This window comes from Stenotrophomonas sp. STEN022 (assembly GCF_056760155.1).
On sequence record NZ_JBRREG010000018.1, the window covers coordinates 1 to 26,402 of the forward strand.

The following is a 26,402-nucleotide window of genomic DNA, read 5'->3' on the forward strand; positions in this document are numbered from 1 at the left end:
GGAAATGGCCGAGACCAGCTACATCCTGCACCACGCCACCGAGCACTCGCTGGTACTGATGGATGAGATCGGCCGCGGCACCTCGACCTACGACGGCCTTGCCCTGGCCGATGCCGGTGATCTGGCATCGGCCTTTCGGTGCCGCTCGCTTACTTGCGACGTGCCAGCAGGCGGTAGCTGCCGGTGGCGTTCGGATCGAAGCTGTGCGCGAACACGATGTAGCGGCCGGCTTCCAGGTCGATCTCAAGGTTCGGATCGAGGCTGGAGTCGCTGTCGTCCTGCTGGGCGACTTCTTCGCCGTTGCGCATCAGCGTGATCATGCCATCCAGGCTGGACGAGCCCGCGGTCATGCTGATCACGTACTTGCCCTTGCGCGGGATCTCCAGCGTGTACATGTCGCGGTTGCCAGCACGCAGCTGGCCCTGTACTTCGCGACCGATCTTCAGTTCGGGGCGGATCGGGCCATCGGGCGCGGCTGCCGTGCCGGTAGCCAGCTGGAACACACCGCCACGGCTGTTCACCGAACGCACCGAGACGTTGTACTCGCCTGCGTCCAGCACCTGGCTGATGCGCGAATTGACTCCGCCGCCGCCATCATCGTCGCTGAGGGTGATGTCGCCGCCCTGCAGCGTGAGCATGGTGTCCAGATCCTTGCCGCTGGCATCGAGCTGTACGCGGCGACGTTCCGGTAGGTTCAGTACGAAGCTGCGGGTGTCGTCGGCACCGATGAAGCCGCTGACGGTGCCTTCGAGCGGCAGGTTGGTGCCGTCGTTGAATACCAGACCTTCGGGGAAATCCGACTGCTCGACGCCCAGGTAGAACGCACCGGAAGCTTCGCCCAGACCGCCAGCGGTCAGCGTGTAGCGGCCCGGCTGCAGAGGTGCGACCAGGCGCGCGTTGAGGTTGCTGCCGCCGTCGTCATCTTCCAGGTTGAGGCCGTTGCCGCTCAATTCCAGGCGTGCGTCGAACTCTGTGGACTCCAGGTCGATGGTGTACAGGCCCGGCTTGTCGACCTGCAGGACGAAGGTCTTGTCGCCGTTGCGCAGCCAATCGGTGACCCGGCGGCCTGCGGTAAGCGGCTTGCCGTCATAGGCGACGATGGGTTCGGCCGAGAGCTGGAACGGGCCGAAGGCGCGCGCATCGGCACCGCTGACGGCGACCAGGTACTGACCGGCCTTGTCGGCGCGCATGCTCAGCGTGGTGCTGCCTTCGCTGCCGGCGTCGGTGCGCGAGACCAGTACATCACGATTGAACACGGCCAGCGCACCATTGAGCGCACCTTCCAGCTTCAGCGAAACCGCCTGGCCGGCGCCCATCTGCAACGAGAACAGCTGGCTGCGGGTGCCGTCGCTGTAGTTGACCGGGCTTGAAGAAGTGATTTCGCCGTTGACATCGCCATCGATGGCGAGGGGGCGGGCCGGGCCGGCGGCATACGCGGGGGCGTGCACGGCGGCGGCAATGGCAAGGGACAGCAGTCCGGCTGCAAGTCGCTTCACTTGAACTCCTTTAGGTGGGAAGCAGGGGGAGGTAAAGAACGGCCACGCTGCCTGCGGGGGCAGACTGCGCGGCCGTGGGCCCATCACACCAACTGGCGGTTGGGGGGGGGGGGATTTGGGCTGGCCGGCGGCGGCGGCGGGGGCTGCGGCGGCTGCGGCCTCTACAACGGCAGCCTGGGGGTTGCTGTTGGTTGGGGGGGCGACGGCGCCGCCACCCAGGTCGGTGGTTTCCAGCTCGAACACGCCCTGCTGGCTACCCAGGCTGGTGACCGCAACGATGTAACGGCCGGCGCGCAGGTTCAGGGTCAGCTGGGCGTTGGTGCCGTTGCCGCCATCGTCGTTCTCTTCGTCAACGCCGGGGCCAGTGATGTGCAACACCGAGTCAAAGCCGTCAGCGATAGCGTCGAACTGGATGTGTTTGGGCGCATCAAGGTTCAGCACGAAAGTGCGGCGGCCACGCGAATCCATCATCGACTGTGCGGCCTGGCCTACGGTCAGCGCAGTACCGTCACGGGTAACCAGGCCATTTTCGGTAGGGGTCAGCTTGACGTTGAGCTTGAACGAGCCGGTGTTGCCATTCACCGAAGAGGCAGCGACGGTGTACTCGCCCGGCTCCAGGTAGGTGCGGATGCGGGCGTTGAGGTTGCCGCCGTTGTCATCGTCTTCCAGCTCGACGTTGCGGCCGTTCAGACGCAGGTAGGAGTCGAATGCGCTGGACTCCAGGGTGATGGCATACAGCCCTGCCTTGTCGACCTTGAGCTTGTATTCCTGCTTGTCACCCATCAGCCAGTCGGTGATTTCGCTTTCGGCGCCCAGCGGCTTGCCGTCATACGGCACAACCTTGGCGCTCTTGAGCTTGAACGGACCAAACGCGTCGGCGCTGGCGCTGTTGACTGCGACCAGGTAGGTGCCGTCCTTGGGGGCGCGGAAGGCCAGATTGACGGAGCTGGATGAGTCGCCTTCGCTCATGCCCGAGGAGGAGGCATTGGCGATCATGTTCTGGCCGTCGAACACCGCCAGCTGACCGCTGAGCGAGCCACCCAGTTCCAGAGAGACGGCTTCGCCGTTCTTCATGGTGATCTTGTAGCCCTGGTGACGACTGCCGTCGTTGTAGTTCAGGGTGCTGGACGAGGTGATTTCACCAGAGACCGTTTCCCCAACGGTCAGGTTCGAGGCCTTGTCGCCGCCGGTGGGGGCGAGGCCGCCCAGCTTCTGGCAGGCAGCAAGTGCCAAGGTCAAGGTGATGGCTGCAAACAGGCGGGCGGGTCTGGCGTTCAAGCTTAGGTCCTTCATGGTCAGAAATGTCTCCTTTTCCCGTCTTCGCGGGTCAGGGAGCGATTCTAACGTTAAGTTGTGTCTATTCAGCGAGAACGTTTTCACGACCCAAAGGCCCAATTCAGGAGCCGCCTGGATGCTAGAATTGACAGCTTGTCTGCCTCACTAGACCGACCATGATCGAACTCAATCCCATCCGCCAGCGAATCACCGATCTCACCGATCGCGTGCTATCGCTCAGGGGGTATCTTTGACTACGACGTCAAGAAAGAACGCCTCGAAGAAGTAACCCGCGAACTCGAAAACCCGGACATCTGGAACAACCCCGAGTACGCCCAGACCCTGGGCCGTGAACGCTCGATGCTGGACAAGACCGTCACCGGCATTGCCGATGTACTGGACGGCCTGTCCGAAGCCACCGAACTGCTTGAGCTTGCCGAAAGCGAACAGGACGAGGACACGGCGCTGGCCGTGGTGGCCGACCTGGACAAGTTCCAGGCGCACATCGAGAAGCTCGAATTCCAGCGCATGTTCTCCGGCGAGATGGACAGCTGCAACGCGTTCGTCGACATCCAGGCCGGTGCCGGTGGTACCGAAGCCCAGGACTGGGCGGAAATGATGCTGCGCATGTACCTGCGTTGGTGCGAATCGCGCGGCTGGAAGACCGAGCTGATGGAAGTGTCCGGTGGCGACGTCGCCGGCATCAAGTCGGCTACCTTCCGCGTCGAAGGCGAGTTCGCCTACGGCTGGCTGAAGACCGAGATCGGCGTGCACCGCCTGGTGCGCAAGTCGCCGTTCGACTCGGACAACCGCCGCCACACCAGCTTCACCTCGGTATTCGTGTCGCCGGAAGTCGATGACAACATCGAGATCGACATCAACCCGGCCGACCTGCGCACTGACGTGTACCGTTCCTCCGGCGCCGGTGGTCAGCACGTCAACAAGACCGAGTCGGCGGTGCGTATCACCCACATCCCGACCAATACCGTGGTTGCCTGCCAGACCGGCCGCAGCCAGCACCAGAACCGCGACACCGCGATGAAGATGCTGGCCGCCAAGCTGTACGAACTGGAAGTGCAGAAGCGCAACACCGAGCGTGATGCGCTGGAAGCCACCAAGTCGGACATCGGCTGGGGCAGCCAGATCCGCAACTACGTGCTCGACCAGAGCCGTATCAAGGACCTGCGCACCGGCGTTGAACGCACCGATACGCAGAAGGTGCTGGACGGCGACCTGGATGAATTCATCGAGGCCAGCCTCAAGTCGGGCCTGGAAGCCGGCGCCAAACGCAGCGACGCGTGATCCGGAATGGCCCTGTGCGGGCCATTCCCTTGTTGTACGGTGCGGTTTCACCATGCGGTGGCCGCACCTTGGTTAACTCCCCCAAATAGAAATCAAAGCCATGACCGAACAGACCCCTGAAACGCAGCAGCTCCCCGTCGACGAGAACAGCCTCATCGCCGAGCGCCGCGCGAAACTCACGGCGCTGCGCGGGCAGGGCATCGCTTACCCGAACGACTTCCGCCGCGAAGACTTCGCCGGCACGTTGCAGGCTGAGTACGCCGATGCAGAGACCTGGACCAGCGAAGCGCTGGAAGCCACTGGCCGCACGGTGAAGATGGCTGGCCGCTTGATGGCCAAGCGCATCATGGGCAAGGCCAGCTTCGCCCAGATCCAGGACGAGAGCGGCCGCATCCAGCTGTTCCTGCAGGCTACCGCGCTGGGCGACATCTATGCCGCGTTCAAGGGCTGGGACGTGGGCGACATCATCGCCGTCGAGGGCGGCCTGACCCGTACCAAGACCGGCGAGCTGTCGGTCAAGGCGACCAGCATCCGTCTGTTGACCAAGTCGCTGCGTCCGCTGCCGGACAAGTGGCATGGTCTGGCCGACGTCGAGCAGCGCTATCGCCAGCGTTACGTCGACCTGATCGTAACCCCGGAATCGCGTGACGTGTTCATCAAGCGCTCCAAGATCATCCGCGCGATGCGTGCATGGCTGGACAACCGCGACTTCCTCGAAGTCGAAACGCCGATGATGCATTACATCCCGGGCGGCGCCACGGCCAAGCCGTTCACCACCCACCACAATGCGCTGGACCTGGACCTCTACCTGCGCGTTGCGCCGGAGCTGTACCTGAAGCGTCTGGTGGTTGGCGGCCTTGAGCGCGTCTACGAAATCAACCGCAACTTCCGCAACGAGGGCGTCAGCACCCGCCACAACCCGGAATTCACGATGATGGAGCTGTACGAGGCCTATGCCACGTACAACGAAGTGATGGACCTGACCGAAGGGGTGATCCGCGATGTCGCGCAGAGCGTGCTCGGCACCACGGTTGTGGAGTGGGATGGCGCGCAGATCGACCTGGCCCCGGCGTTCCGTCGCTGGCGCATGGACGAAGCCGTGCGTCACCACAACCCGGAGATCTCGGCTGCCGACTGCACCGATCGTGATGCGCTGCTGCGCCATTGCGAACGCCTGAAGATCCGCGTCAAGCCGAGCTACGGCTGGGGCAAGCTGCTGCTGGAGATCTTCGAGGCAACAGTCGAGCACACCTTGATCCAGCCGACCTTCATCACCGACCACCCGGTCGAGGTCTCGCCGCTGGCCCGCGCCAGCGATAACGACGCCGGTTACACCGACCGCTTCGAGCTGTTCGTCAACGGCAAGGAACTGGCCAATGGCTTCTCCGAGTTGAACGACCCGGAAGACCAGGCTGCACGTTTCCAGGCCCAGGTCGAAGCCAAGGACGGTGGTGACGACGAAGCCATGCACTACGACGCCGACTACATCCGTGCGCTGGAATACGGCATGGCACCGACCGGTGGCCTGGGCATCGGCATCGACCGTCTGGTGATGATGCTGACCGGCCGCGCCTCGATCCGCGACGTGCTGCTGTTCCCGTACATGCGCCCGGAAGCCTGATTCAGGGCGACCCGGCTGCAGCCGCAAGAACAAAGGCCTTCCCCTGACCGGGAAGGCCTTTTTGTTTGCGAAATGTAGTGCCGAGCCATGCTCGGCAGGTGCTTTACCAGCGAAAAACTGCCCTCACCCCAGCCCCTCTCCCGTGAACGGGAGAGGGGCTAAAGCCGTCGCCGCCCCAATCCTGTAGTGCCGAGCCATGCTCGGCAGGGTCCTTCCCGATAACACTTCAGCCCAGCACAGCCCGCACCCCCAGATTGATCAGCATCCCGCCAGCCAACAACCAGACGAACAGCAGCAGAGCCAACAGCATCGGCTTGGCACCGGCCTGACGCAGTGCCGAAGCATGCGTGGTCAGGCCCAACGCAGCCATCGCCATGGCCAGCAGCACGGTGTCCAGGTCGACCAGCACCTTGACCACTTCAGCAGGCAACAGCTGCAACGAGTTGAAACCAACCATCGCGATGAAGCCAAACGCAAACCAGGGAATGGTGATCTTTGAACGCTCGCCATTGGCGTTGTTCTGGCCGCTGGCCAGCAATGCAGACAGGCCAACCAGGAACGGTGCCAGCATCATCACCCGCACCATCTTGGTGATGACTGCGGCATCGGCGGCAGGCTCACTGACCGCACGGCCAGCAGCCACCACCTGCGCAACTTCATGCACGGTAGAGCCGGTAAATACGCCGAATGCGGTTTCATCCAATGGCATCCAGCCCGCCGACACGCCCCACTGGTACAGCAGCGGGTACAGGAACATCGCGATCGTGCCGAACACCACCACCGTGGCCACGGCGACGGCAACCTGTTCGGCGCGGCCCTTGATCACCGGTTCTGCCGCCATCACCGCGGCGGCGCCACAGATCGAACTGCCGGCGCCGATCAGCAAGGCCGAATTGCGGTCCATGCCCAGCAGCTTGGTGCCCAGCCACCAGGCTAGGCCGAAGGTCGAGCACAACACCAGCGCATCGATTGCCACGCCGGCAATGCCAACCTGGCCGATGTCCTGCAGGGTCAGGCGCAGGCCATAGAGAATGATGCCGGCGCGCAGCAGGGTGGCCTTGGAGAAACCAACGCCAGCGTCGGCGCGCGTGGCCAGGCTGCGATAAACCGTGTTGCCCAGCACGATGCCGATGACGATGGCCAGGGTCAGCGCGCTGATGCCGTGGTTCTGCATCCATGGCAGGGTGCCCAGCCAGATCGACAGGCCGGCGACGGCGGCCGTCAGCAGCAGGCCGGGGAGGCGGGAGAGGGGCATCGAGGTCAGCCCTTGGGTCGAGGTGTTCATAACGTTGGGTTATTAGAAGATAGCCCATGCTGCGCCTACGGTTACTACCTGTAAAACGGATAATATTGGTTGAATCAACCGATTTTAGAGATAGGTTATGCATCTCTCCCTGCGTCAGCTGCAGATCTTCTCCGGCATTGCCGAGGCCGGTACCACGACGGCAGCGGGCGAGTTGTTGGGCTTGTCGCAATCGGCTGTCAGTGCTGCGCTGGTCGAACTGGAGAACCTGCTCGGGTTGGCCTTGTTTGACCGGATTGGCCGCCGACTGGTACTCAATGGACACGGACGGGCACTGCTGCCACAGGCGCGGGCCCTGCTTGCAGGGATGACCGATATCGAGCGGCGGTTCCGTGCCGACAGTCAGACTGGCGCCGCCGTGCGTTGGCAGGTCGGCGCCAGCACCACCATCGGCAACTACCTGATGCCGACGCGTATCGCCGACCTGCAGGCCTCCAATCCACACGCCCATGTCGAACTGGTGATCGGCAACACCCGCGAGGTCACTACCGCCGTGCAGCGGTTGGAAGTGGATGTCGGCTTGATCGAAGGACCAAGCCACGAACCGGGCCTGGAAGTGGCGCACTGGCAGCAGGACGAGCTGGTGGTGGTGTTCGGCGAACGACATCCGCTTGCCCCGCAGTTCAGGAACGGAGCCGACCTGGCAATGCTGCGACAGGCGCGCTGGCTGCTGCGCGAACCGGGTTCAGGCACTCGTGAGGCCGCCGAGCAGGCCTTGTTGCCGCATCTGCATGGGTTTGCCGAGGTGCTGCAACTGGGCGGCACCGAGGCGATCAAGCAGGGTGCGGTGGCCGGGCTGGGCCTGGCCTGCCTGTCGCGGCATGCGGTGGCCGACCTGGTGACGCTGGGCAAGCTGCAGGTGCTGGCGACGCCCTTGCCGCCACTGCAGCGTCAGTTGTGGGTTGTGCGGCATCCCGGCAAGCGCATTCCGGCCAGCCTGCGCCAGCTGCTGGGCCTGCCGGCGGATGTGTTTAGCGACGATTGAGCGCGGTCGGCCGCCGGAGCCCGTACAATACGCCCATGCCTTTGATTACCTTGCAGAACGTCGACTACAGCGTCGGCGGCCCGTTGTTGCTGGAAAAAGCCGAACTGTCGATCGAGACTGGCGAGCGTATCGCCCTGATCGGCCGCAACGGCGCCGGCAAATCCACTCTCATGAAGCTGATGGCTGGCGAGCTCAAGCCCGATGACGGCGAGGTGCGCGTGCAGCAGGGCGTGCGCGTCACCCGGCTCGAGCAGGAAGTACCGCATGGCGCTGCCGGCAGCGTGTTCGACGTGGTCGCCGATGGTCTTGGCGAGCTCGGCCATTGGCTGGCCGAGTTCCACCGCCTGAGCCACGCCGAGGTCTTCGATGGCGAGGCCATGGGCAATGTGCAGGCCAAGATCGATGCCGCCGATGGCTGGGGCCTGGACCAGCGCGTCGGGGAAACCCTGACCAAGCTCGACCTGGATGGCGATGCCGAGTTCGGCCGTCTGTCCGGTGGCATGAAGCGCCGCGTGCTGCTGGCGCGTGCATTGGTCGCTGGCCCGGACGTGCTGCTGCTCGACGAGCCGACCAACCACCTGGACATCGAAGCCATCGATTGGCTGGAAACCTTCCTCAAGGGCTGGAACGGCTGCGTGGTGTTCGTCACCCATGACCGCCGCTTCCTGCGCGCCCTGGCTACCCGCATCGTCGAAATCGACCGTGGCCAGGTGACCAGTTGGCCGGGCGACTGGGACAACTACGAGCGTCGCCGCGAAGAGCGCCTCAACGCGCAGGCGCAGGAAAACGCCCGCTTCGACAAGCTGCTGGCGCAGGAAGAAGTCTGGATTCGGCAGGGCATCAAGGCTCGCCGTACCCGCGACGAAGGCCGTGTGCGCCGGCTCAAGGCGATGCGCAACGAGCGCAGCCAGCGCCGCGAGCTCGGTGGCAACGTCAAGCTGGAAGCGGCCGGTGCCGAGAACTCTGGCAAGAAGGTCATCGACATCAAGAACATCTCCTTCTCGTTCGGCGAGCGGGTGATGGTCAAGGACTTCGAAACCACCATCCTGCGCGGTGACCGTATCGGCCTGATCGGCCCCAACGGCAGCGGCAAGACCACCTTGCTGAAGCTGCTGCTGGGCGAACTGCAGCCGGACAGCGGCGAAGTGCGCCAGGGCACCAACCTGCAGATCGCCTATTTCGACCAGTACCGCGCCACCTTGCGCGAGGACTGGAGCGCGATCGAGAACGTGGCCGAAGGCGCGGACTTCATCGACCTCAACGGCAAGCGCAAGCACGTGCATGCCTATCTTCAGGACTTCCTGTTCACCCCGGAACGCGCACGCGCGCCGATCACCCGCCTGTCAGGCGGTGAGCGCAACCGCCTGCTGCTGGCCAAGTTGTTCGCGCAGCCGTCCAACCTGCTGGTGATGGACGAACCGACCAACGACCTGGACGTGGAAACCCTGGAGCTGCTGGAAGAGCTGCTGGCTGACTACACCGGCACCTTGCTGCTGGTAAGCCATGACCGCGACTTCCTCGACAACGTGGTGACCTCAACGCTGGTGCTGGAAGGCGAAGGCAAGGTGGGTGATTACATCGGTGGCTACAGCGACTCGCTGCGCCAGCGCCCGGCACCGACCCAGACTGCGATGGCGGTGGCCAAGGCGTCGGCGACGGCGGCGCCTGTTGCTGCACCTGCCGCGCCGGTTGCTGATGCCGCGCCCAAGCGCAAGCTGAGCTTCAAGGACGCGCGCGAACTGGAGCAGCTGCCGGCGAAGATCGAGAAGCTGGAACTGGACGTGGAAGGCCTGACCTCGGCAATGAACGATCCCTCGTTCTACACCCGCAGCAGCGACGAAGTCACTGCACACACGCAGCAGCTGACCAAGGTGCAGGCCGAGCTGGATGCCGCCTACGCACGTTGGCAGGAACTGGACGCCTGAACCGGTTCTGACGGTCTGCGCCTTGCTTCACCTGCCGTCCTCGCCGAGGACGGCAGGATGTGTCCTTGGATGCTGCGAGGTGATGATGAGAAGACCGTTTGAGGTTGAGCGTATCGATCATGTGGTGTTCCGGGTCCGCGACCTGGAGCGCAGCATTGCGTTCTATTCAACCGTGCTCGGCTGCGAGGTGGTGCGACGACGCGACCATCTTGGCTTGGTGCATCTGCGTGCTGGCGCGTCGATGATCGATCTGGTCAGTCTGGATGGCGCGTTGGGTGCGCGCGGCGGTGCCGGACCGGGAGCGGAAGCGCGCAATGTTGATCATCTGTGCCTGCGCATTGAGCCTTTCGATGAGGCGGGATTGGTTGCGCATCTGTCCCTGCATGGCGCAACGCCGTTGGCAGCAGCCGAAGTCAATTTCGGCGCTGAAGGGGATGGGCTGTCGCTTTACTTCAAGGACCCTGATGGCAACACCATCGAGTTGAAGGGGCCGGTTTCGGCGGACTTGGGCTGACGCTCTGCTCCCTCCCTTGCGCCGAAGGCGCAGGGGAGGATGGGGACGGGGCTTTTCGCTGTACCCGTGCCGTCGCGTATTTGGCGAAGATCAAAAGCACCCCTCCCAACCCTCCCCTTCGCTGCGCGAAAGGGAGGGCTCAGGTGCTCGGCCGAAGGGAGGGCTCTGCGCTTCGCTCCCTCCCTTGCACCGCAGGTGCAGGGGAGGGTTGAGGAGGGGTGCTTTGAGCTTTTGATTTTGGTTTATTGGGCTTGCAGCTGTAGCGTTGATGGGTTGCTGGGAAGGCCCCTGCCGAGCATGGCTCGGCACTACGCTACCTCCCTTGTGGCGCGAAGGTCCAGGGGAGGGGGCTCTTCGCCATGAACCCAGCACTTGCTGCGCAAGCATGCACCGCTCATGCTCATGCCATTCAACAAGAGCAGCAGCCATGCCCCGCAGACTCACTACGCTCCTGCTGCTCGCAACAGCCTTCGCCTTGCCCGCGTACGCCGAAGTCAAAGACGCCACGCCTGCAGGCTTCACCGTCGAGAATAGTGTCCTGATTGCTGCATCACCCGCGCGCGTCTGGCAGGCGATGACAGCCGATATCGACCATTGGTGGCCAAAAGACCATAGCTGGTGGGGCAAGGCCGCAAGGCTGTCCATCGATGCCCGCGCCGGTGGCTGCTTCTGTGAGATTGCAGACGCGCAACAGGCGCAGCACCTGCAGGTGGTGTTCGTCGATCCGGAGAAAACCCTGCGCATGACCGGCGCGCTTGGGCCGATGCAGGGCATGGGCCTGCATGGCGTTGCCGAGTGGACGCTGCAGGCAGAAGGCGCAGCTACCAGGGTGACATGGCGCTACCGCGCTGGTGGCTACAGCCCTGATGATCTCCGTGTTCTGGCACCGGTGGTGGACAAGGTCCAGGCGCAACAGCTGGACGGCCTGGCGCGCTGGCTGCAGGCCGCCCGCTGAGGATCACTCCTCTTCGTCGCCAGCTGCCTCCTCGCCGCCACCCGGCAGCTCCAGAAAGGCCCAGAACGCCACCTTGTCCTCGGCCCAACTGGCCGAGGCTTCGGATAGCACATCCAGCAAGGTATCGAAATCCGCCGGGCTGCCCTGGCGCAGGTCGTTGGCATCGCTGAACAGCAAGGCATAGCCATTGGCTGGCAGCCAGGACAGGTCACGCAGGCCATCGGACAGCGCATCCCAGTTGCGGCTCCAACCGGCGGGGAAGTCGAGCTGGGTACCGAGTCGCATCAGCAAGGTGCGCTTGTCGGCGCAACCTTCCAGGTCGATTCTGCACACGCGCAGCCCTGCATCGCGTGCGACCGCCGCCAAACCACCAAGGTCGCCATCGCCGACACCGTAGACGCCGGCCTGGCTGACATCTTCCAGGCCCATATCGAAACCGCTGTCACTCATGGCGTACTCCTGGCGGGGACTTCGAAGCTGCGGAAGCTCTCGTAATGGTCGTCGGTGTAATACCAGGCCTCCGGCGGATCGCCGCCGGTGACGATGCGCTTGGCGCCACGATGGCTCAGCCCGGGTGTATCCACGGTGTATTCGCGGTAATAGCCGCGCGGGCGCTGCGGCAGCTGGCGCTCGCGGTTGCCGAAGGTGCTGCCGTCCTGGCGATGCGGGTAGGGCCCGCCGCGCTGGATCAGGGCGATGGTCTCGCGTGCCTCGGGCGGCAGGAAGGCCGGTAGCGGATCGCGTGCTGTCGCCGCGCGGGATTGCGCTTCTGTCGCGGTTTGCGGATCGCTTCCGGCGCCAAGGTCCGCACCCAATGAGGGTGCGAACTGCGGTGGCGGTGGTTGCTGCGCAACGCGCATACCCCACAGGCCGGCAACCAGCAGGACTACGGCTATGACGAGAAGGTAGGGCTTGCGCATCAGGGCAGGCGATCAATCGAAGAAAGGAGAATGATTATCACGCCGTCAGCTGGATTTTGTTGAACGGGCGATTCATGCGTGATGCCTGCAGCTTGGTTCACAGGCCGATAACAATGACGACGCACAGCCCTGAAATCGCGTCGATTCCGATTGCGGGACAAAGTTTCCTTTACATCGGTCTTGGTAAGTTGGACGTTCCTGCCTACCATTCACTGCTGTATCTGCATCGCCCGGGTTCTCCGGGCACAGACCCCAGGCATATACCCAAGGAGATTTGTGATGGCCTATACCCTGCCCAAGCTGCCTTACGCTTACGACGCGCTGGAACCGTACATGGATGCGGCCACGGTCGAGATCCACTACTCCAAGCACCACCAGACCTACGTCAACAACCTCAATGCACTGGTCGAAGGCACCGAATACGCCGACCTGCCGATCGATGAGCTGCTGCGCAAGGTCAAGACCCTGCCGGAGAACCTGCAGCAGGGCGTGCGCAACCAGGGCGGCGGCCATGGCAACCATTCGCTGTTCTGGGACGTGATCGCCCCGAACGCCGGTGGCACCCCGGGCGGCGCGCTGGCCAAGGCCATCGACGAGCAGCTGGGTGGCTTCGACAAGTTCAAGGAAGCCTTCACCAAGGCCGCGCTGACCCAGTTCGGTTCCGGCTGGGCATGGCTGAGCGTCACCGCCGACAAGAAGCTGTTGGTGGAGAAGAGCTCCAACCAGGAAAGCCCGCTGATGGAAGGCCGCACCCCGGTGCTGACCATCGACGTGTGGGAGCACGCCTACTACCTGAAGTTCCAGAACCGTCGCGCCGAGTTCATCGAAACCTTCTACAGCCTGATCAACTGGAAGGAAGTCGAGCGTCGCTACCAGGAAGCCATTGCCTGAGTGCAGTGACATGAAGCGGTGGCCCCAGTGGTCGCCGTTGCCGCAGAGGCCGGGCATTGCCCGGCCTTTGTTGTTTCGGGGGTGTTCGGCCGCAGCGTGCCGTTCCCACAGCGACCGGCCGCCTCAGGGCTGCTCAGCATCAACGCTGGCGGGAATCCGGGTAATCCGCAGCGTCGCCATCATTCCCAGTGGCTCGGTTGCTGGCTGCGCATCGCTGGCCGGTAGCTGGATTGCCTGCTGGGTGATATCGGCAAAGCTACGGACCTGGTACAGCACGTCCATACCATGCTGGGTGTCGGCAGACAGGCGGGCTTCGCCGTGACGGGTGGAGGGGTTCCTGCGCGCTGGCTGATAGCCCGGCAGCTGTCGCACCAATTCCTCGGTGGGCGCGGCAAAGTCACCGATGATCAGCGACGGCAGGCCATCAGCGGTGGCGTCCATCCATGAGCGCAGGTCAGCAGCCTGGTGGCCGCGCGCGACCGAGCTGTTGTCGCTGGGGCACATGCTGGCGGCGTAGATGTTCAGCTGCGCCTGCTGCAACTGCAGGCGCTGCATGCCGGCTGCGGTGGGGGCGTCGTCACCGTGCAGAAGGGTGATGCCGTCCCGCTGTGCCTGCAGGCGGGTCAGCACCGCATTGCCACGCCGCACCGGTTGGCTGGGGCGGTCGGGACTGATGAAGTCGCAGCTGTATTTGAGGCGGGTACCCAGCCAGCAGGCGGGGTTGGGGGTGTTGGCCAGTTGGCGTACGTCCTGTACCACGATCACGTCCGGTCGCAGATCCTGCATCAGCGCGGCGATCCGCTCGCGCTGGCTGCTCCAGATCTCACCACTGTCGGGGAGACGCAGGTTGGCTACCTTGATGACCGGCAACACCGGCTCGGCCAAGACGCCAAATGACAGGACCAACAGTCCAAAACAACCCCAGCGCAGCATTGCAACGCCTCGAAATGAGGGATTGTCATCCTAATGCTAACTGCGTCGAAGGGGCGTGCAGGCGTGTGAGCAAAGGTTTTGCCGGTATGGGCGGTAGTTGTTTTGCTGGTCCGAACCGGTCTGGCGGGCGGCCTGATGCGTTACGCTTGCAACCTTTGTATTTTCGGATCGCCCGCAGATGACGACCAGCCACGTAGCAGCTTCACCCGCGCCCAAGGGGCGGATGCCCCGCCAGATTCCCTACATCATCGGCAACGAGGGTTGCGAGCGGTTCAGCTTCTACGGGATGCGCAACATCCTGGTGCAGTTCCTGATCACCTCGACCCTGCTGCAGCACATCCTCGATTCGGGTGAGCGGGCATTGGCGGCCAAGGATCTGATGCACACCTTCATGATCGGTGTGTATTTCTTCCCGCTGCTGGGCGGCTGGGTCGCCGATCGCTTCTTCGGCAAGTACAACACCATTCTGTGTTTCAGTCTGGTCTACTGCCTGGGGCATGCCTTCCTGGCGGTGTTTGAAGACAACCGCATGGGCTTCTTCGCCGGCCTTGGCCTCATCGCCTTTGGCGCTGGTGGCATCAAGCCGTTGGTCGCTTCCTTTGTCGGTGACCAGTTCGACCAGAGCAACAAGCATCTGGCCAAGAAGGTTTTCGATGCCTTCTACTGGATCATCAACTTCGGCTCGTTGTTCGCATCGCTCACGATGCCGCTGTTGTTGGCCAGCTACGGCCCGTCGGTGGCGTTCGGTATTCCCGGCCTGCTGATGTTCATTGCCACGTTCGTGTTCTGGCTGGGCCGCAAGAAGTACGTGCTGATCAAGCCGGACATGGCCGATGACCCGCACTCCTTCAGCAAAGTCATCCGCACCGCGCTGTTCGCGCACAAGGCAGGCAAGGGCCGGCCGGGCCTGCTGCTGGCCGGGCTGGGCCTGGTGGCTGCGGTGGTCTCGCTGGCCATGACCCCGGTGCTGGGCTTCGTGATCGCCGCCTGCATCGCGCTGGTGGTAGTGATCGCCTTCATTGGCGGCGGTGCATGGTTGCAGCTGGATCGCGCCCGTGGCGTCCACCCTGACGCAGCCGTCGACGGTGTGCGCAGCGTGCTGCGGGTGCTGGTGATCTTTGCCCTGGTCACACCGTTCCATTCGTTGTTCGACCAGAAAGCGTCCACCTGGGTCATCCAGGGTGCGGAGATGACCAAGCCGGCGTGGTTCCAGGCAGGGCAGATGCAGGCCTTGAACCCGGCGCTGGTGATGATCCTTATCCCCTTCAACAACCTTGTGCTGTACCCGATGCTCGCGAGGATGGGGTGGGAGCCGACCGCATTGCGGCGGATGACCGCGGGTATCGCGTTCAGCGGCCTGGCCTGGATCGCGATTGGCGGCATCCAGGTAGTCATGGACGGCGGCGAACCGATGTCCATCGTCTGGCAGGTGCTGCCGTATGCGCTGCTCACCCTGGGCGAGGTGCTGGTTTCGGCCACTGGTCTTGAGTTCGCCTACAGCCAGGCGCCACAGTCGATGAAAGGCGTGGTGATGAGCTTCTGGAACCTGACCACCACCATCGGCAACCTGTGGGTGCTGCTGGCCAATTTCGCGGTGCGCAACGATGCGGTGAATGGCAGCATCGCCACCACCGGCTTGAGCGTCACGGCATTCCAGATGTTCTTCTTCGCTGGGTTTGCGCTGTTGGCGGCATTGGCTTTCGGCTGGTATGCGCGGCGGTATAAAGTCGTCGACAACTACCGGGCGGTTTGAACATGCAAGGACCGATAACCCTGATCCTGATCGCCATCACCGCGCTGGTGTCGTGGATGGCGTTCAACAACCGCAAGCTGGCTGATCGGCTGATCCTATGGCCGCCGGCGATCGACAAGCACAAGCAGTACGACCGGCTGGTGACCTACGGGTTCATCCATGCTGACTTCGGGCACCTGTTGTTCAACATGGTGACCCTGTACTTCTTCGGCCGCTCGATCGAGGTCATCATGCTTGGTACCACCGGGCAGTGGTGGGTCTATCCGCTGTTCTACCTCTCGGCGCTGGTGGTATCGATCCTGCCGACCTACTTGAAGAACCAGAAGAATCCGAACTATCTGAGTCTGGGTGCTTCAGGGGCGGTGTCGGCTGTGCTGTTTGCCTACATCCTGATCGCGCCGTGGAAGCTGATCCTGGTGATGTTCATCCCGGCGCCGGCCATTCTGTATGCCGCGTTCTACGTCGGCTACAGCATCTGGATGGACAAGAAGGGCGGGGACAACGTCAATCACAGCGCGCACCTGGCCGGTGCCGCGTTCGGTGTGATGTTCATGCTGATCATGGAGCCGGAGCTGCTGCAGCACTTCCTGCAGAGTCTGATGAATCCTACTTTCCGCTTCTGATCAGCGGAGAGGGAACTGGGGGCTGTATCGCCCCTCTTGGCAGGGGCCGCGCGCATCGTGTCGTCGCGGCCCCGTTTCGTTCATGGCAGCTGCGCCCTAGGCGCGCCGCACGCGTGAACGCCGGTGGCTTGCTCAGGCGGCGTAGCTGTCGAGCAGACGCGAATAGACTTCGCTGTCGATCTTCTTGAATTCCCAGCCGCTGGTGTCGCCGGCGACGGCTAGCTGGAACAGGCCCTCCAGCAAGGTGGAGTCATGGTCGTTGGACGGGATCTGCATCGTGCGGTCGTTGTCGAACACGGGACACCTCGGCTGTCAGCTGTTGTTTGCGGGTATATGCAGCAAATCCCGTGCCAGCTTTTGAGACGCAGTCCATGCTTTGGTGGCGGTGGCGCTGCTGGCGCGGATGTCGGAAAGTGACGCAAAGTGGCGCTTCCGACCGCCAGCACGCGTCATCACGTCGCGTTCACCAAAACCACCGCGTTCCGCAGGAGTAGTCATGACCTTGAGCAAACCACCAGTCCCAGACATCGAACATGACGCTGCCGCAAGCAGGTTCCAGACCCTGGTCGATGGCCAGCGCGCGGTACTGGATTACGAGCTGGACGACGGCGTCATGGTAATCACCCATACCGGGGTGCCCGAAGCCATCGGCGGTCGCGGCATTGCCGCAGCATTGACCCGTTTCGCGCTGGAGCATGCACGTGCCGCCGGTTGGAAGGTGATACCGGCCTGCGCTTATGCCGCAGCTTTCATGCAACGACATGGCGAATATGCAGACCTGCTGGGATAATTCGCGGGCATGGCCAAGCCCGACCGGGCAGCCGCACACACCTCCAAGGGATAAAAGGGCATGAACAGGTTGGTACGGGGATCGTCTGCCGCAGCGGTACTGCTGTTGGCATTGGCTGGTTGCAAGCAGGATGGGCAAGGTGCGCCGGCCGCACCGGCCGCGGAACCGGTGCAGGCACCGGTTGCGGTCGCTCCTGCGGCAGCTGATCTGCGCGATGTGATTGAAAATACCCCAAGCTACGTCATAGGTATCAGCTACCCGCCGGCAGCCGCCAAGTACCCGGGGCTGGCCAATGCGCTGAGCGATTATGCCGGCCACGCCAAGGCCGATCTGTTGAAGTCGGTTGCCGAGCTCGGCAACGACAAGCCCACCGCTCCGTACGAATTGTCACTGGCCTTCGACATGCTGGTGGAATCGCCGGCGGTTGTAGCGGTTTCCGCCGACGGCAGCAGCTACACCGGTGGCGCGCACGGCCAGCCACTGGTAGCCCGTTTCGTATGGCTGCCCGAGCAGCAACAGTTGCTCAAGGCAGAAGACCTGATCACCACGGCAAAGGGGTGGCAGGCGATCAGTGACTTCACCGAGGACAAACTGCTCGAGCAGGCCACCGTGCGCGCCCAGGGCGAGGATATGTCGCCGGAAGAGCAGCAGGCCCAGGTCCGCAACCTGTCCAAGATGATCGACGAAGGCACCACCGCCGACGCCACCAACTTCGGTCAGTTCCAGCCGGTGCTGGACGCGGCTGGCAAGATATCGGCACTGCGTTTCGTGTTCCCGCCCTACCAGGTGGGGCCGTACTCGGATGGCACGCAGACCGTGGATGTGCCGGCGGCGGTGCTGTTGCCGCATGTGGCGGCGGCTTACCAGGGGCTGTTCGCGCACCCCTGAAACACAGGAGGTCAGTGATGGATGCAGGGCTGCAACGACGTGTCGAAGCACTGCTGCAGGAGGCCGATATCACCCCTGGTGGTGATAGGCCGCAGGACCTGGACATCCTCGACCCGCGCTTTTATGCGCGGGTGCTGGCCGATGGCTCGCTCGGTCTGGGCGAGAGTTACATGGAAGGATGGTGGCAGGCGCATTCGCTGGATGGCCTGCTCACCCATCTGCTGGATGCGCGACTGGATGAGCGCGTGCACGGCAGCGGCGAAGTCTGGGATGCGCTCAAAGCCAAGCTGTTCAACCTGCAGAGCGGGCAGGGCAGCTACGAGGTCGGCAAGCGGCACTACGACCTGGGCAACGACCTGTACCGGGCCATGCTTGGCAAGCGGCTGGTCTACAGCTGTGGATACTGGCGCAATGCCAGCACTCTGGACGACGCGCAGGAAGCCAAGCTCGAACTGATCTGTCGCAAGCTCGGCCTGCAGCCGGGCATGCGCGTGCTGGATATTGGTTGTGGCTGGGGCGAGGCGCTCAAGTTCGCAGCCGAGCGCTATGGCGTGCAGGGGGTGGGCGTGACCATCTCGCAGGAGCAGGCCGTGTTTGCCCGTGAGCTGTGTGCCGGCCTGCCGATCGATATACGCCTGCAGGACTACCGCGAGCTGGACGAGCACTTCGACGCCGTGTTCTCGGTGGGCATGTTCGAGCACGTCGGGGTCAAGAACTACCGCAGCTACTTCGAGGTCGCCCGGCGCTGCCTGGGCGAGCAGGGCCTGTTCCTGCTGCACAGCATCGGCACCAACGTCAGTCGCGACCGTACCGACCCGTGGATCGCCAAGTACATCTTCCCCAACTCCATGCTGCCATCGGCCGCGCAGATCACCCATGCGATGGAAGGGCTGTTCGTGCTGGAGGACTGGCATAACTTCGGCACCGACTATGACCGCACGCTGCAGGCCTGGCGCGACAACGTCGAAGCGGCCTGGGCGCAGTTGGACGCGCGCTACGACGAGCGCTTCCGGCGCATGTGGCGTTTCTACCTGGCTGCGTCGATGGCGACCTTCCGTACCCGCCACTCGCAGCTGTGGCAGCTGCTGTTGTCGCCGCGGGGGGTTCGTGAGGGTTATCTGGCGCCACGCTGAATGTGGAACGCTGCCATCGCAAAATTGATTTAAAACTTTATATTACATATGTGTATTATCTGCCTCATCCCAGAATGAGCCGGATAGCCCATGAGCAGCTTCGACGCGACCGAGACCCGGATTGATGCCACCTGCGCTCGCTGGCCGGGCTTTCCACGTGAGCCGGCGGTGCTGGTGCGCCTGGTCAAGGGTATCTACAAGACCGTCCATGACCGCGCCAACGCGGTGTTGCGTGATTTCGACCTCAGTCACGCCGAATACAACATCCTGATGATGCTGTACGGCACGCCGGACCGACCGCTGAACCCGTCGGAACTGGCCGAGGCCGCCACCGAAAAGTCCGCCAACATCACCCGGCTCACCGACCAGCTCTGCAACAAGGGCCTGCTGGAGCGGATTCCGGACACCAATGACCGGCGCAAACTGGGTCTGCACCTGACCGACAAAGGCCTGGCCTGCATCCAGAGCCTGCTGCCGGAGATGGCCGAACTGCTGGTCCTGCAGGTACAGGGCCTGGACGAGAGTGAGCAGCACCAGCTCGAACGGCTGCTGAAAAAGATGCTTGATGGCATCGAGGCCATCTGAGTACGCCATGTCTGCCATCCCATCATCGGTAAGCGCGTCGGCGACGACGCCCTGGCATGCCGGCATGCGCGGCTTCCTCAAGGGCGAGGCTGACACCTGGCTGTTCGTACTGCGCACGACCGTGGCCTTCTTCCTGACCGGTTGGTTGGCCATGCGCCTGCAACTGCCACAGCCGGGTACGGCGATGATGACCACGGTCATCGTCATGCACCGGCAGAGCGGCATGGTGCTGGCCAAGGCCTTCTACCGGGTGCTCGGCACCTTTGCTGGTGCGGCGGCCGCGCTGCTGATCGTGGCGTTGTTTCCACAGCAACGCGAACCCTTCCTGCTGCTGATGGCGCTGTGGATCGCTGGCTGTGTGGCCGGCGCTACCCTGCATCGCAACTTCAAGTCCTATGCCTTCGTGCTTGCCGGTTACACCGCGGCCATCATTGCCTTGCCGGTGATCTCCACCCATCCCGGGCAGATCTTCGATTCGGCGGTGGCGCGCATCAGCGAGGTGCTGTTGGGCCTGCTGGTGACCGCGGTGATCAGCGATACCATTTTCCCGGTGCGCCTGCGTGACACCTTGCGCACGGCGGTGAACAACCAGTACGAGAGTTTCCTTGGTTTCATGCGTGGTGCCCTGCTTGGTGAGGTGCCACGCGAGCGCATGGAGCAGGCACATCTGCGCGTGGTGCGCGATGCGGTGACGCTGGAGGACCTGCGCAGCTCGGTGATCTTCGAAGACGGAGAAGCGCGTGCGCGCAGCGCGCACCTGCAGCGCTTCAACCAGCGCTTCATGGCGGCGTCGACCACGTTCCAGTCCCTGCACCATCTGATCAACCGCTTGCTGCGCCAGCCCGACCCGGCTGCGGGCCAGGCGCTGCAGGCCTTGTACCTGCCACTGGGTGCTGCCCTGCAGGCCAGTGAACAATCGCCGGCGCAATTGGCAGAGCAGATCCACGCCGTACGCAAAGGCCTTGCTGCGCGCTCAGGCCAGCTGCGCGCTGCCCTGGGCGGCGTCACCCAGATCGAGGACTTCGATGTGGGGGCGCAGTTGTTGCGGCGCTTCGTCAAGGAGCTTGAACACTACGTGCATGCACGCCGGCAGCTGACGCTGCAGGTCGCACCGACCGAAGACGATGCACGTGCGCAGTTCATCCGCGGCAATGACTACCTCGGTGCCGCGGTGGCGTTCACCCGCACTGCCATCACCATGCTGCTGTTGGGCGCGCTGTGGGCCGCCAGCGGCTGGGCGATGGCGGTCAACGTTATGTTGCTGGCAACCATCTTCTCCGGCTTGTTCGCCACCATGCCAAATGCGGCGCGGATGACCGGCAAAGTCGCCTGGGGCTATCTGCTTGGTGTGTTCGCAGCCTATGTCTGTGACTACATGGTGCTGACCCGGATGGAAGGTTTCGTCCTGCTGGTTGCGGGGTTGCTGCCGTTCTTCGTGGTCGGCCCCTATCTGGTCAGCCGCCCCAAGCTGTCGGTGTTCGGGCTGGGCTATACGATGGGCCTGGTCAATGTCCTGGCCATCACCAGCGTGCACGCCTTCGACCCGGTGCGCTTCTTCAACGAAGGCACCTCACAGATGATGGCGATGGGTGCGGCGGTACTGAGCTTCGCGTTGATGCCACCGCTGGTGGGCACGGCATGGTTGCGGCGGCGACAGATGGCTGGCTTGCGCGCACAGGTGGGCTTGGCGGCGCAGGCGCCGTTGCGTGGGCTCCAGCACCGTTTCGAAAGCATCAACAGCGACCTGCTGCACCAGATCGTCACCCACACGGCGGCGGGCAGCGAGGAGTCCCGCCAGCAGCTCGCCTGGGCCTTGGCGGTCAACGAAACCGGCCGCGCACTGATCCACCTGCGCCAGGACGTGGCGCGTGAACCGGCATCGACGCAACTGCACCAGTGCGTGGATTCGGTGGTGCGGGCCTTGACCGATTTCTTCGCCCTGCCGAATGCAACGGCATGGCAGCGTGCCGACACCGTGCTGACCGAGGCCATCGCGCTGGCGCGTGCACAGGCGGCTGACGGTGGTGTCGCAGCACGGGTGCTGCTGCACCTGCGGCTGGTGCGATTGGCGATGGTGGATGACAGCTCGGTCATGGCCGCCTACATCGCACCCACTGATTCCAAGCCGGAGGCACCTCACCATGCCCATTGAGATTGCATTCGCGGGAACCCTGTTTCCCGGCCTGCTGCTGTTGTTCGTACTGGTCTGCATCGCGCTGTGGGCGCTGGACACGCTGGCTGGCCGTCGCGGTTGGTACCGCAACGTCTGGCACCCGGCCTTGTTCCGCACCGCGGTCTTCATCTGTCTGTTTGGTGGCTTCGGCCTGCTGCTGTTCTGAGAATTCCCCATGACCCCCAAAGTCCAATCCATTCTTCGTTTCTCCATCACCGCCGTGGTGGTGGCGATAGCTGCCTTGATCGCGATGGCGATGTGGCGGCATTACATGTACTCGCCGTGGACCCGGGAAGGTCGCCTGCGCGCGGAAGTGGTACGCGTGGCCCCGGACGTCTCCGGCCCGGTCAGCGCGGTGGCGGTGCGTGACAACCAGTTGGTGAAGCGCGGCGACGTGCTCTACCAGATCGATCCTGCGCGCTACCAGAACGCCTTGAACCAGGCGCGCGGCAACCTGGCCGCCGCACAGGCAGCGGCACGTGCGGCTGGTGCAAGCATCCAGGTCGCGGCAGCCGGCGCTGCACAGCAGAGTGCCAATGCCAGCCGCTATCAACAGCAGTACGAGCGACGCCAACGCATCACCGGCAGTTTGATTTCCGAAGAAGCGCGCACCGATGCGTTCAGTGCTGTGCAGGCAGCGCGCGCCGGGGTGGCACAGGCGCAGGCCAGTCGGCAGCAGGCCAATGCCTCGCAGCAGCAGGCACTGGCAGCGGTGGAGCAGGCGCAAGCAGCGTTGGATACGGCCGAATTGAACCTGGAGCGCACCCAGGTGCGGGCGCCGGTGGATGGTTATGTGACCAACCTGGAAGTACGGCAGGGTGATTACGCTACCGCCGGCGCGGCCAAGTTGGCGGTGATCGATACCAATTCGTTCTGGGTCTACGGTTATTTCGAAGAGACCAAGCTGGCGCAGTTGCATGTGGGCGACGGCACCCGCGTGCAGTTGATGAGCGGGCAGGAGCTGCACGGGCATATCGAGAGCATTTCGCATGGCATCACCGATGCGGATAGCCCGACCGGCAGTGATCTGCTGGCGAATGTGAACCCGACCTACAACTGGGTGCGGCTGGCGCAACGGATTCCGGTTCGGATCAAGCTGGACGCCGGTTCGTTTGCGAAGGGCGTTGTGTTGGCCAATGGCATGACCGCTACGGTGATTGTGGAGCGTGGGCGGTAGGGTTGGGTTTGCTTTGCTTGCGGACGGGACCTTGGTTGTGCGAAGTCCGACAGAGCCAGAAGCACAAAGCTGGAAGCGAAAAGCTCCCTCATCCGCCCTCCGGGCACCTTCTCCCGCGAGCGGGAGAAGGGAATGCTGGCGCTGCTTGAGCTGAAGGTTCGCCGCGCCATGCATGCGCGCAAGCAATGCATCAGAGCCCCGCAGCGTCGGACCACTCCCTTCTCCCGCCTGCGGGAGAAGGTGCCCGGAGGGCGGATGAGGGGGCTTTTGATCTGCCGCACGAAGCACAAGAAAACGCCCGGCAAAGCCGGGCGTTTTCTTTCCATCAAAACCAGCGACTGCTTACTTGGCAGAAGCACCGGTGGTCAAACCACGCTTCTCAAGCAGCGGCTCGATCTGCGGCTCGTGGCCGGCGAAGTTGCGGAACAGCTCCATCGCATCGACGCTGCCGCCCTTGGACAGCAGGGTCTTGCGGAAGTGGTCGCCATTGGCGCGCGACAGGCCGCCGTTCTCGCGGAACCACTTCTGGGTGTTGGCATCCAGCACTTCCGACCAGATGTAGGCGTAGTAGCCAGCCGAGTAGCCGCCCATGATGTGGCTGAAGTACGGGGTCTTGTAGCGCGGCGGGACCGGCGCGTAATAGATGCCGTCCTTGACCAGCGCATCATGCTCGAACTTCATCACGTCCTTCGGTGCCGGGATCTGGCCAACACCGATCTGGTGCCAGTTCTGGTCCAGCATCGCGGCGCCCAGGTACTCGGTGGTGGCAAAGCCCTGGTTGAACTTGGACGCGGCAATCACCTTGTCCAGCAGCGCCTGCGGCATCGCCGAGCCGTTCTGGTAGTGCTTGGCGTAGTTGGCCAGGATGGTCGGCTCGTCGGACCACATCTCGTTCACCTGCGAGGGGAACTCGACGAAGTCGCGCGGCACCGCGGTGCCGGCGAAGTACGGGTACTTCACGTCCGAGAACATGCCGTGCAGTGCGTGGCCGAACTCGTGGAAGGTGGTGGTCACTTCGTCCCAGGTCAGCAGGGTCGGCTTGCCGGCCGGCGGCTTGGGGATGTTGAGGTGGTTGGCGACCACCGGCTTGTCGCCGGTCAGGCCCGACTGCGACACATAGGCATTCATCCACGCACCGCCACGCTTGGACTCGCGTGCATACGGATCGAAGATGAAGATCGCCAGCTGGCTGCCATCGGCGTCGAACACGTCATAGACGGTGACGTCGTCGTGGTAAACCGGCAGGTCGGTGCGCTGCTTGAAGCTCAGGCCGAATTCCTTGCCGGCGGCGAAGAACACGCCGTTCTCCAGCACGTTCTTCAGTTCGAAGTAGGGCTTGAGCTGCGATTCGTCGAAGTTGTACTTGGCCTGGCGAACCTTCTCACTGTAGAAGGCCCAGTCCCACGGCTGCAGCTCGAACGTCGGCTTGCCGGCTGCCTTCTGCTCGCTGTCGATCATTGCCTGCAGGTCGGCAGCTTCGCGCTTGGCGTTGGTGACGGCGGCCGGGGCCAGCTGGCCGAGCATGGCGTTGACTGCTTCCGGGGTCTTGGCGGTCTGGTTGCCCAGCGAATACGTGGCAAAGTTCGGGAAGCCCATCAGTGCGGCCTTCTCGGCGCGCAGGGTCATGATGCGCGACACCAGTGCGGTGTTGTCGTACTCGCCACCCTTGCTGCCACGCGAGACCGAGGCTTCGTAGATATTCTGGCGCAGCTCGCGGTTGGCCAGGTTGGTCAGCGGCGGCTGGCCGGTGGTGTTGAGCAGGGCGATGACGTACTTGCCGTCCAGCTTGCGGGCCTTGGCGGCTTCGGCAGCGGCTGCGATCTGCTCGGCCGACAGGCCGTCCAGTTGCTTGACGTCATCAACCACGATGAAGGAGGCGTTGACCTCGGCCAGCACGTTCTGGCTGAACTTGGTGCCCAGGTTGGCCAGCTCGGCGTTCATCGCCTTGAGCTTGGCCTTGTCGGCGTCGCCCAACTTGGCACCGGCGCGGACGAAGTTGTCGCGGTACTTCTCGACCAGACGCAGGCTTTCAGCGTCCAGGCCCAGGTTGGCGCGGTTGTTGTACAGGGTCTCGATGCGAGCGAACAGCTTGCCGTTGAGGTTGATGGCATCACTGTGGGCGGCGAACTTGGCCGAGTAGTCGCCCTGCAGCTTCTTGCGCGCGTCGTTGGTGTCGGCGCCGATCAGCGCGAAGAACACGGTGGTGGCGCGGTCCAGCACGGCGCCGCTGTTTTCCAGCGCAATCAGCGTGTTTTCAAAGGTCGGGGCGGCCGGGTTGTTGGCGATCGCTTCCACTTCCCGCAGCTGCTGGGCCATGCCAGCGTCGAAAGCCGGCGCGAAATCGGCGTCCTTGATCTTGTCGAACTGCGGGTAGTGCAGCGGCAGTGGGCTTTCAGCGAAGAACGGATTGGCCTGCTGGGCCGACTGGGTGGTCGCAGTGGTTGCGGCCTGGCTGTAAGCCGGCAGGGCAAGACCCAGGGTCGCGGCAAGGGCGAGGGCGAGACGGGTGTTCAAGGCGGAAACTCCGGTAAAAAAGACTGATCTTTCAGGGTACCTGCAGGCGCGCCTGTATGGGTGTGTCGAATGGCATGGTTGCGCTGAAAGGCCACATCTTGCATGCCGTTGGCGCCGTGATGGCGTACGCTGGCGGTCCTGTGAGGAGCCTTGTCATGCCCAATGCCTTTGATTTCGAGTTGACCGCGCTGGATGGCCGTCCGCTGCCGCTGGCTGCGTTTGACGGCAAGGCGCTGCTGATCGTCAATACCGCGTCCAAGTGCGGCTTCACCCCACAGTACGAAGGGCTGGAGCAGCTGTGGCAGGCGCTGGGCCCGCAGGGGCTGGTGGTGCTGGGCTGCCCCTGCGACCAGTTCGGCCACCAGGAGCCGGGCGATGCCGCCGCCATCCAGGACTTCTGCAGCATCAACTACGGTGTCAGCTTCCCATTGTCGGCCAAGCTCAAGGTCAACGGTGCCGACGCGGATCCGCTATGGCAATGGCTGCAGCGGCAGAAGCGCGGCGCGCTGGGCATCGCCGCGATCAAATGGAACTTCAGCAAGTTCCTGATCGGCCGCAACGGGCAGGTGCTTGCCCGCTACGCGCCGACCGCGCGCCCGGAGGCGCTGGAAGCGGATATCCGGGCTGCGTTGGGTTGAAGCGAGCG

At 63.5% G+C, this 26,402-nt stretch carries 24 protein-coding genes and 1 pseudogene; 18 read left to right on the forward strand and 7 right to left on the reverse strand.

Annotated features, from left to right (window positions below):
- A pseudogene (locus tag ACVOMF_RS05820) lies at positions 1-151 on the forward strand (MutS-related protein); the annotation flags it as partial.
- Here ACVOMF_RS05820 and ACVOMF_RS05825 read toward each other — a convergent pair.
- On the reverse strand, positions 150-2,774 hold the full coding sequence (locus ACVOMF_RS05825) for a hypothetical protein (protein WP_481508421.1): 2,625 nt from the start codon (positions 2,772-2,774) through the stop codon (positions 150-152). The pseudogene ACVOMF_RS05820 and the gene ACVOMF_RS05825 sit on opposite strands and share 2 nt — an antisense overlap.
- A 173-nt stretch (positions 2,775-2,947) precedes the next feature.
- Between ACVOMF_RS05825 and prfB the strand changes: the two genes are divergently transcribed.
- A protein-coding gene (gene prfB / locus ACVOMF_RS05830) for a peptide chain release factor 2 (protein ID WP_296252185.1) occupies positions 2,948-4,073 on the forward strand; the annotation gives its coding sequence in 2 pieces (ribosomal slippage) (positions 2,948-3,022 and positions 3,024-4,073; 1,125 coding nt in all).
- 100 nt (positions 4,074-4,173) lie between these two features.
- On the forward strand, positions 4,174-5,694 hold the full coding sequence (gene lysS, locus ACVOMF_RS05835; RefSeq protein ID WP_481508422.1) for a lysine--tRNA ligase: 1,521 nt from the start codon (positions 4,174-4,176) through the stop codon (positions 5,692-5,694).
- A gap of 226 nt (positions 5,695-5,920) precedes the next feature.
- Here the strand turns inward: lysS and ACVOMF_RS05840 are convergent, their stop codons facing one another.
- Positions 5,921-6,949 carry a YeiH family protein gene (locus tag ACVOMF_RS05840; protein ID WP_481508423.1) on the reverse strand — a complete coding sequence of 343 codons (1,029 nt, stop codon included), beginning with the start codon at positions 6,947-6,949 and terminating at the stop codon, positions 5,921-5,923.
- A 127-nt stretch (positions 6,950-7,076) separates the two neighbouring features.
- Here ACVOMF_RS05840 and ACVOMF_RS05845 point away from each other — a divergent pair, with 127 nt between their 5' ends.
- The 4 genes from ACVOMF_RS05845 (at position 7,077) to ACVOMF_RS05860 (ending at position 11,376) form a co-directional block, all read left to right on the forward strand.
- The gene (locus ACVOMF_RS05845) at positions 7,077-7,982 is read left to right on the forward strand and encodes a LysR family transcriptional regulator (protein ID WP_481508424.1); all 906 of its coding nucleotides are present in this window, start codon (positions 7,077-7,079) and stop codon (positions 7,980-7,982) included.
- A gap of 35 nt (positions 7,983-8,017) precedes the next feature.
- Entirely contained in the window at positions 8,018-9,907 is a 1,890-nt protein-coding gene (locus tag ACVOMF_RS05850; protein WP_481508425.1) for an ATP-binding cassette domain-containing protein, read from the forward strand.
- 85 nt (positions 9,908-9,992) lie between these two features.
- On the forward strand, positions 9,993-10,421 hold the full coding sequence (locus ACVOMF_RS05855) for a VOC family protein (protein ID WP_481508426.1): 429 nt from the start codon (positions 9,993-9,995) through the stop codon (positions 10,419-10,421).
- A 427-nt stretch (positions 10,422-10,848) separates the two neighbouring features.
- Positions 10,849-11,376, forward strand: a complete 528-nt coding sequence (locus ACVOMF_RS05860) for an SRPBCC family protein (protein ID WP_481508427.1) — start codon at positions 10,849-10,851, stop codon at positions 11,374-11,376.
- Positions 11,377-11,379: 3 nt separating this feature from the next.
- On the opposite strand, the gene ACVOMF_RS05865 is transcribed toward ACVOMF_RS05860, so the two are convergent.
- Together ACVOMF_RS05865 and ACVOMF_RS05870 are read right to left on the reverse strand one after the other, a co-directional pair.
- Positions 11,380-11,826 carry a barstar family protein gene (locus ACVOMF_RS05865; RefSeq protein ID WP_481508428.1) on the reverse strand — a complete coding sequence of 149 codons (447 nt, stop codon included), beginning with the start codon at positions 11,824-11,826 and terminating at the stop codon, positions 11,380-11,382.
- Positions 11,823-12,296 (reverse strand): guanyl-specific ribonuclease, encoded by a 474-nt coding sequence (locus ACVOMF_RS05870; RefSeq protein ID WP_481508429.1) that lies wholly within the window; start codon positions 12,294-12,296, stop codon positions 11,823-11,825. Before ACVOMF_RS05870 ends, ACVOMF_RS05865 begins: the two co-directional genes overlap by 4 nt.
- 279 nt (positions 12,297-12,575) lie before the next feature.
- Here ACVOMF_RS05870 and ACVOMF_RS05875 point away from each other — a divergent pair, with 279 nt between their 5' ends.
- Complete coding sequence (locus ACVOMF_RS05875; protein ID WP_481508430.1) at positions 12,576-13,187, forward strand: superoxide dismutase; 612 nt, start codon at positions 12,576-12,578, stop codon at positions 13,185-13,187.
- Between the two features lie 123 nt (positions 13,188-13,310).
- Here ACVOMF_RS05875 and ACVOMF_RS05880 read toward each other — a convergent pair whose 3' ends face one another.
- Positions 13,311-14,120 (reverse strand): endonuclease/exonuclease/phosphatase family protein, encoded by an 810-nt coding sequence (locus ACVOMF_RS05880; protein WP_481508431.1) that lies wholly within the window; start codon positions 14,118-14,120, stop codon positions 13,311-13,313.
- 178 nt (positions 14,121-14,298) lie between these two features.
- Between ACVOMF_RS05880 and ACVOMF_RS05885 the strand changes: the two genes are divergently transcribed.
- Both ACVOMF_RS05885 and ACVOMF_RS05890 read left to right on the forward strand, forming a co-directional pair.
- Complete coding sequence (locus ACVOMF_RS05885; RefSeq protein ID WP_481508432.1) at positions 14,299-15,873, forward strand: POT-type proton-dependent oligopeptide transporter; 1,575 nt, start codon at positions 14,299-14,301, stop codon at positions 15,871-15,873.
- Between the two features lie 2 nt (positions 15,874-15,875).
- Positions 15,876-16,496 carry a rhomboid family intramembrane serine protease gene (locus ACVOMF_RS05890; RefSeq protein WP_282270348.1) on the forward strand — a complete coding sequence of 207 codons (621 nt, stop codon included), beginning with the start codon at positions 15,876-15,878 and terminating at the stop codon, positions 16,494-16,496.
- Between the two features lie 132 nt (positions 16,497-16,628).
- Here ACVOMF_RS05890 and ACVOMF_RS05895 read toward each other — a convergent pair whose 3' ends face one another.
- Positions 16,629-16,793, reverse strand: coding sequence for a hypothetical protein (locus tag ACVOMF_RS05895; RefSeq protein ID WP_481508433.1), 165 nt, complete (start codon positions 16,791-16,793; stop codon positions 16,629-16,631).
- Positions 16,794-16,992: 199 nt separating this feature from the next.
- Here ACVOMF_RS05895 and ACVOMF_RS05900 point away from each other — a divergent pair, with 199 nt between their 5' ends.
- The 7 genes from ACVOMF_RS05900 to ACVOMF_RS05930 all read left to right on the forward strand — a co-directional run bounded on the left by ACVOMF_RS05900 (position 16,993) and on the right by ACVOMF_RS05930 (position 23,242).
- Entirely contained in the window at positions 16,993-17,286 is a 294-nt protein-coding gene (locus tag ACVOMF_RS05900) for a GNAT family N-acetyltransferase (protein WP_481508434.1), read from the forward strand.
- Between the two features lie 60 nt (positions 17,287-17,346).
- Positions 17,347-18,174, forward strand: coding sequence for a DUF3298 and DUF4163 domain-containing protein (locus tag ACVOMF_RS05905; protein WP_481508435.1), 828 nt, complete (start codon positions 17,347-17,349; stop codon positions 18,172-18,174).
- Positions 18,175-18,191: 17 nt separating this feature from the next.
- Entirely contained in the window at positions 18,192-19,307 is a 1,116-nt protein-coding gene (cfa, locus tag ACVOMF_RS05910; RefSeq protein ID WP_481508436.1) for a cyclopropane fatty acyl phospholipid synthase, read from the forward strand.
- 90 nt (positions 19,308-19,397) lie between these two features.
- A complete protein-coding gene (locus tag ACVOMF_RS05915) occupies positions 19,398-19,892 on the forward strand; it encodes a MarR family winged helix-turn-helix transcriptional regulator (RefSeq protein WP_481508437.1) in 495 nt (164 codons plus the stop codon).
- A gap of 7 nt (positions 19,893-19,899) precedes the next feature.
- The gene (locus ACVOMF_RS05920; RefSeq protein ID WP_481508438.1) at positions 19,900-22,044 is read left to right on the forward strand and encodes an FUSC family protein; all 2,145 of its coding nucleotides are present in this window, start codon (positions 19,900-19,902) and stop codon (positions 22,042-22,044) included.
- Positions 22,034-22,231 (forward strand): DUF1656 domain-containing protein, encoded by a 198-nt coding sequence (locus ACVOMF_RS05925; RefSeq protein ID WP_282270361.1) that lies wholly within the window; start codon positions 22,034-22,036, stop codon positions 22,229-22,231. Before ACVOMF_RS05920 ends, ACVOMF_RS05925 begins: the two co-directional genes overlap by 11 nt.
- Positions 22,232-22,240: 9 nt before the next feature.
- A complete protein-coding gene (locus ACVOMF_RS05930) occupies positions 22,241-23,242 on the forward strand; it encodes an HlyD family secretion protein (protein ID WP_481508439.1) in 1,002 nt (333 codons plus the stop codon).
- Between the two features lie 342 nt (positions 23,243-23,584).
- Here the strand turns inward: ACVOMF_RS05930 and ACVOMF_RS05935 are convergent, their stop codons facing one another.
- Complete coding sequence (locus tag ACVOMF_RS05935; RefSeq protein ID WP_481508440.1) at positions 23,585-25,756, reverse strand: M3 family metallopeptidase; 2,172 nt, start codon at positions 25,754-25,756, stop codon at positions 23,585-23,587.
- A 155-nt stretch (positions 25,757-25,911) separates the two neighbouring features.
- Between ACVOMF_RS05935 and ACVOMF_RS05940 the strand changes: the two genes are divergently transcribed.
- On the forward strand, positions 25,912-26,394 hold the full coding sequence (locus tag ACVOMF_RS05940) for a glutathione peroxidase (protein WP_481508441.1): 483 nt from the start codon (positions 25,912-25,914) through the stop codon (positions 26,392-26,394).
- Positions 26,395-26,402: the final 8 nt, after the last annotated feature.

What these genes read in the sequence shown, in the direction of transcription:
- lysS (WP_481508422.1), top strand. Translation starts at nt 4,174, where the DNA reads ATGACCGAACAGACCCCTGAAACGCAGCAGCTCCCCGTCGACGAGAAC.
- ACVOMF_RS05840 (WP_481508423.1), bottom strand. Translation starts at nt 6,949, where the DNA reads ATGCCCCTCTCCCGCCTCCCCGGCCTGCTGCTGACGGCCGCCGTCGCC.
- ACVOMF_RS05845 (WP_481508424.1), top strand. Translation starts at nt 7,077, where the DNA reads ATGCATCTCTCCCTGCGTCAGCTGCAGATCTTCTCCGGCATTGCCGAG.
- ACVOMF_RS05850 (WP_481508425.1), top strand. Translation starts at nt 8,018, where the DNA reads ATGCCTTTGATTACCTTGCAGAACGTCGACTACAGCGTCGGCGGCCCG.
- ACVOMF_RS05855 (WP_481508426.1), top strand. Translation starts at nt 9,993, where the DNA reads ATGAGAAGACCGTTTGAGGTTGAGCGTATCGATCATGTGGTGTTCCGG.
- ACVOMF_RS05860 (WP_481508427.1), top strand. Translation starts at nt 10,849, where the DNA reads ATGCCCCGCAGACTCACTACGCTCCTGCTGCTCGCAACAGCCTTCGCC.
- ACVOMF_RS05865 (WP_481508428.1), bottom strand. Translation starts at nt 11,826, where the DNA reads ATGAGTGACAGCGGTTTCGATATGGGCCTGGAAGATGTCAGCCAGGCC.
- ACVOMF_RS05870 (WP_481508429.1), bottom strand. Translation starts at nt 12,296, where the DNA reads ATGCGCAAGCCCTACCTTCTCGTCATAGCCGTAGTCCTGCTGGTTGCC.
- ACVOMF_RS05875 (WP_481508430.1), top strand. Translation starts at nt 12,576, where the DNA reads ATGGCCTATACCCTGCCCAAGCTGCCTTACGCTTACGACGCGCTGGAA.
- ACVOMF_RS05880 (WP_481508431.1), bottom strand. Translation starts at nt 14,120, where the DNA reads ATGCTGCGCTGGGGTTGTTTTGGACTGTTGGTCCTGTCATTTGGCGTC.
- ACVOMF_RS05885 (WP_481508432.1), top strand. Translation starts at nt 14,299, where the DNA reads ATGACGACCAGCCACGTAGCAGCTTCACCCGCGCCCAAGGGGCGGATG.
- ACVOMF_RS05890 (WP_282270348.1), top strand. Translation starts at nt 15,876, where the DNA reads ATGCAAGGACCGATAACCCTGATCCTGATCGCCATCACCGCGCTGGTG.
- ACVOMF_RS05900 (WP_481508434.1), top strand. Translation starts at nt 16,993, where the DNA reads ATGACCTTGAGCAAACCACCAGTCCCAGACATCGAACATGACGCTGCC.
- ACVOMF_RS05905 (WP_481508435.1), top strand. Translation starts at nt 17,347, where the DNA reads ATGAACAGGTTGGTACGGGGATCGTCTGCCGCAGCGGTACTGCTGTTG.
- cfa (WP_481508436.1), top strand. Translation starts at nt 18,192, where the DNA reads ATGGATGCAGGGCTGCAACGACGTGTCGAAGCACTGCTGCAGGAGGCC.
- ACVOMF_RS05915 (WP_481508437.1), top strand. Translation starts at nt 19,398, where the DNA reads ATGAGCAGCTTCGACGCGACCGAGACCCGGATTGATGCCACCTGCGCT.
- ACVOMF_RS05920 (WP_481508438.1), top strand. Translation starts at nt 19,900, where the DNA reads ATGTCTGCCATCCCATCATCGGTAAGCGCGTCGGCGACGACGCCCTGG.
- ACVOMF_RS05925 (WP_282270361.1), top strand. Translation starts at nt 22,034, where the DNA reads ATGCCCATTGAGATTGCATTCGCGGGAACCCTGTTTCCCGGCCTGCTG.
- ACVOMF_RS05930 (WP_481508439.1), top strand. Translation starts at nt 22,241, where the DNA reads ATGACCCCCAAAGTCCAATCCATTCTTCGTTTCTCCATCACCGCCGTG.
- ACVOMF_RS05940 (WP_481508441.1), top strand. Translation starts at nt 25,912, where the DNA reads ATGCCCAATGCCTTTGATTTCGAGTTGACCGCGCTGGATGGCCGTCCG.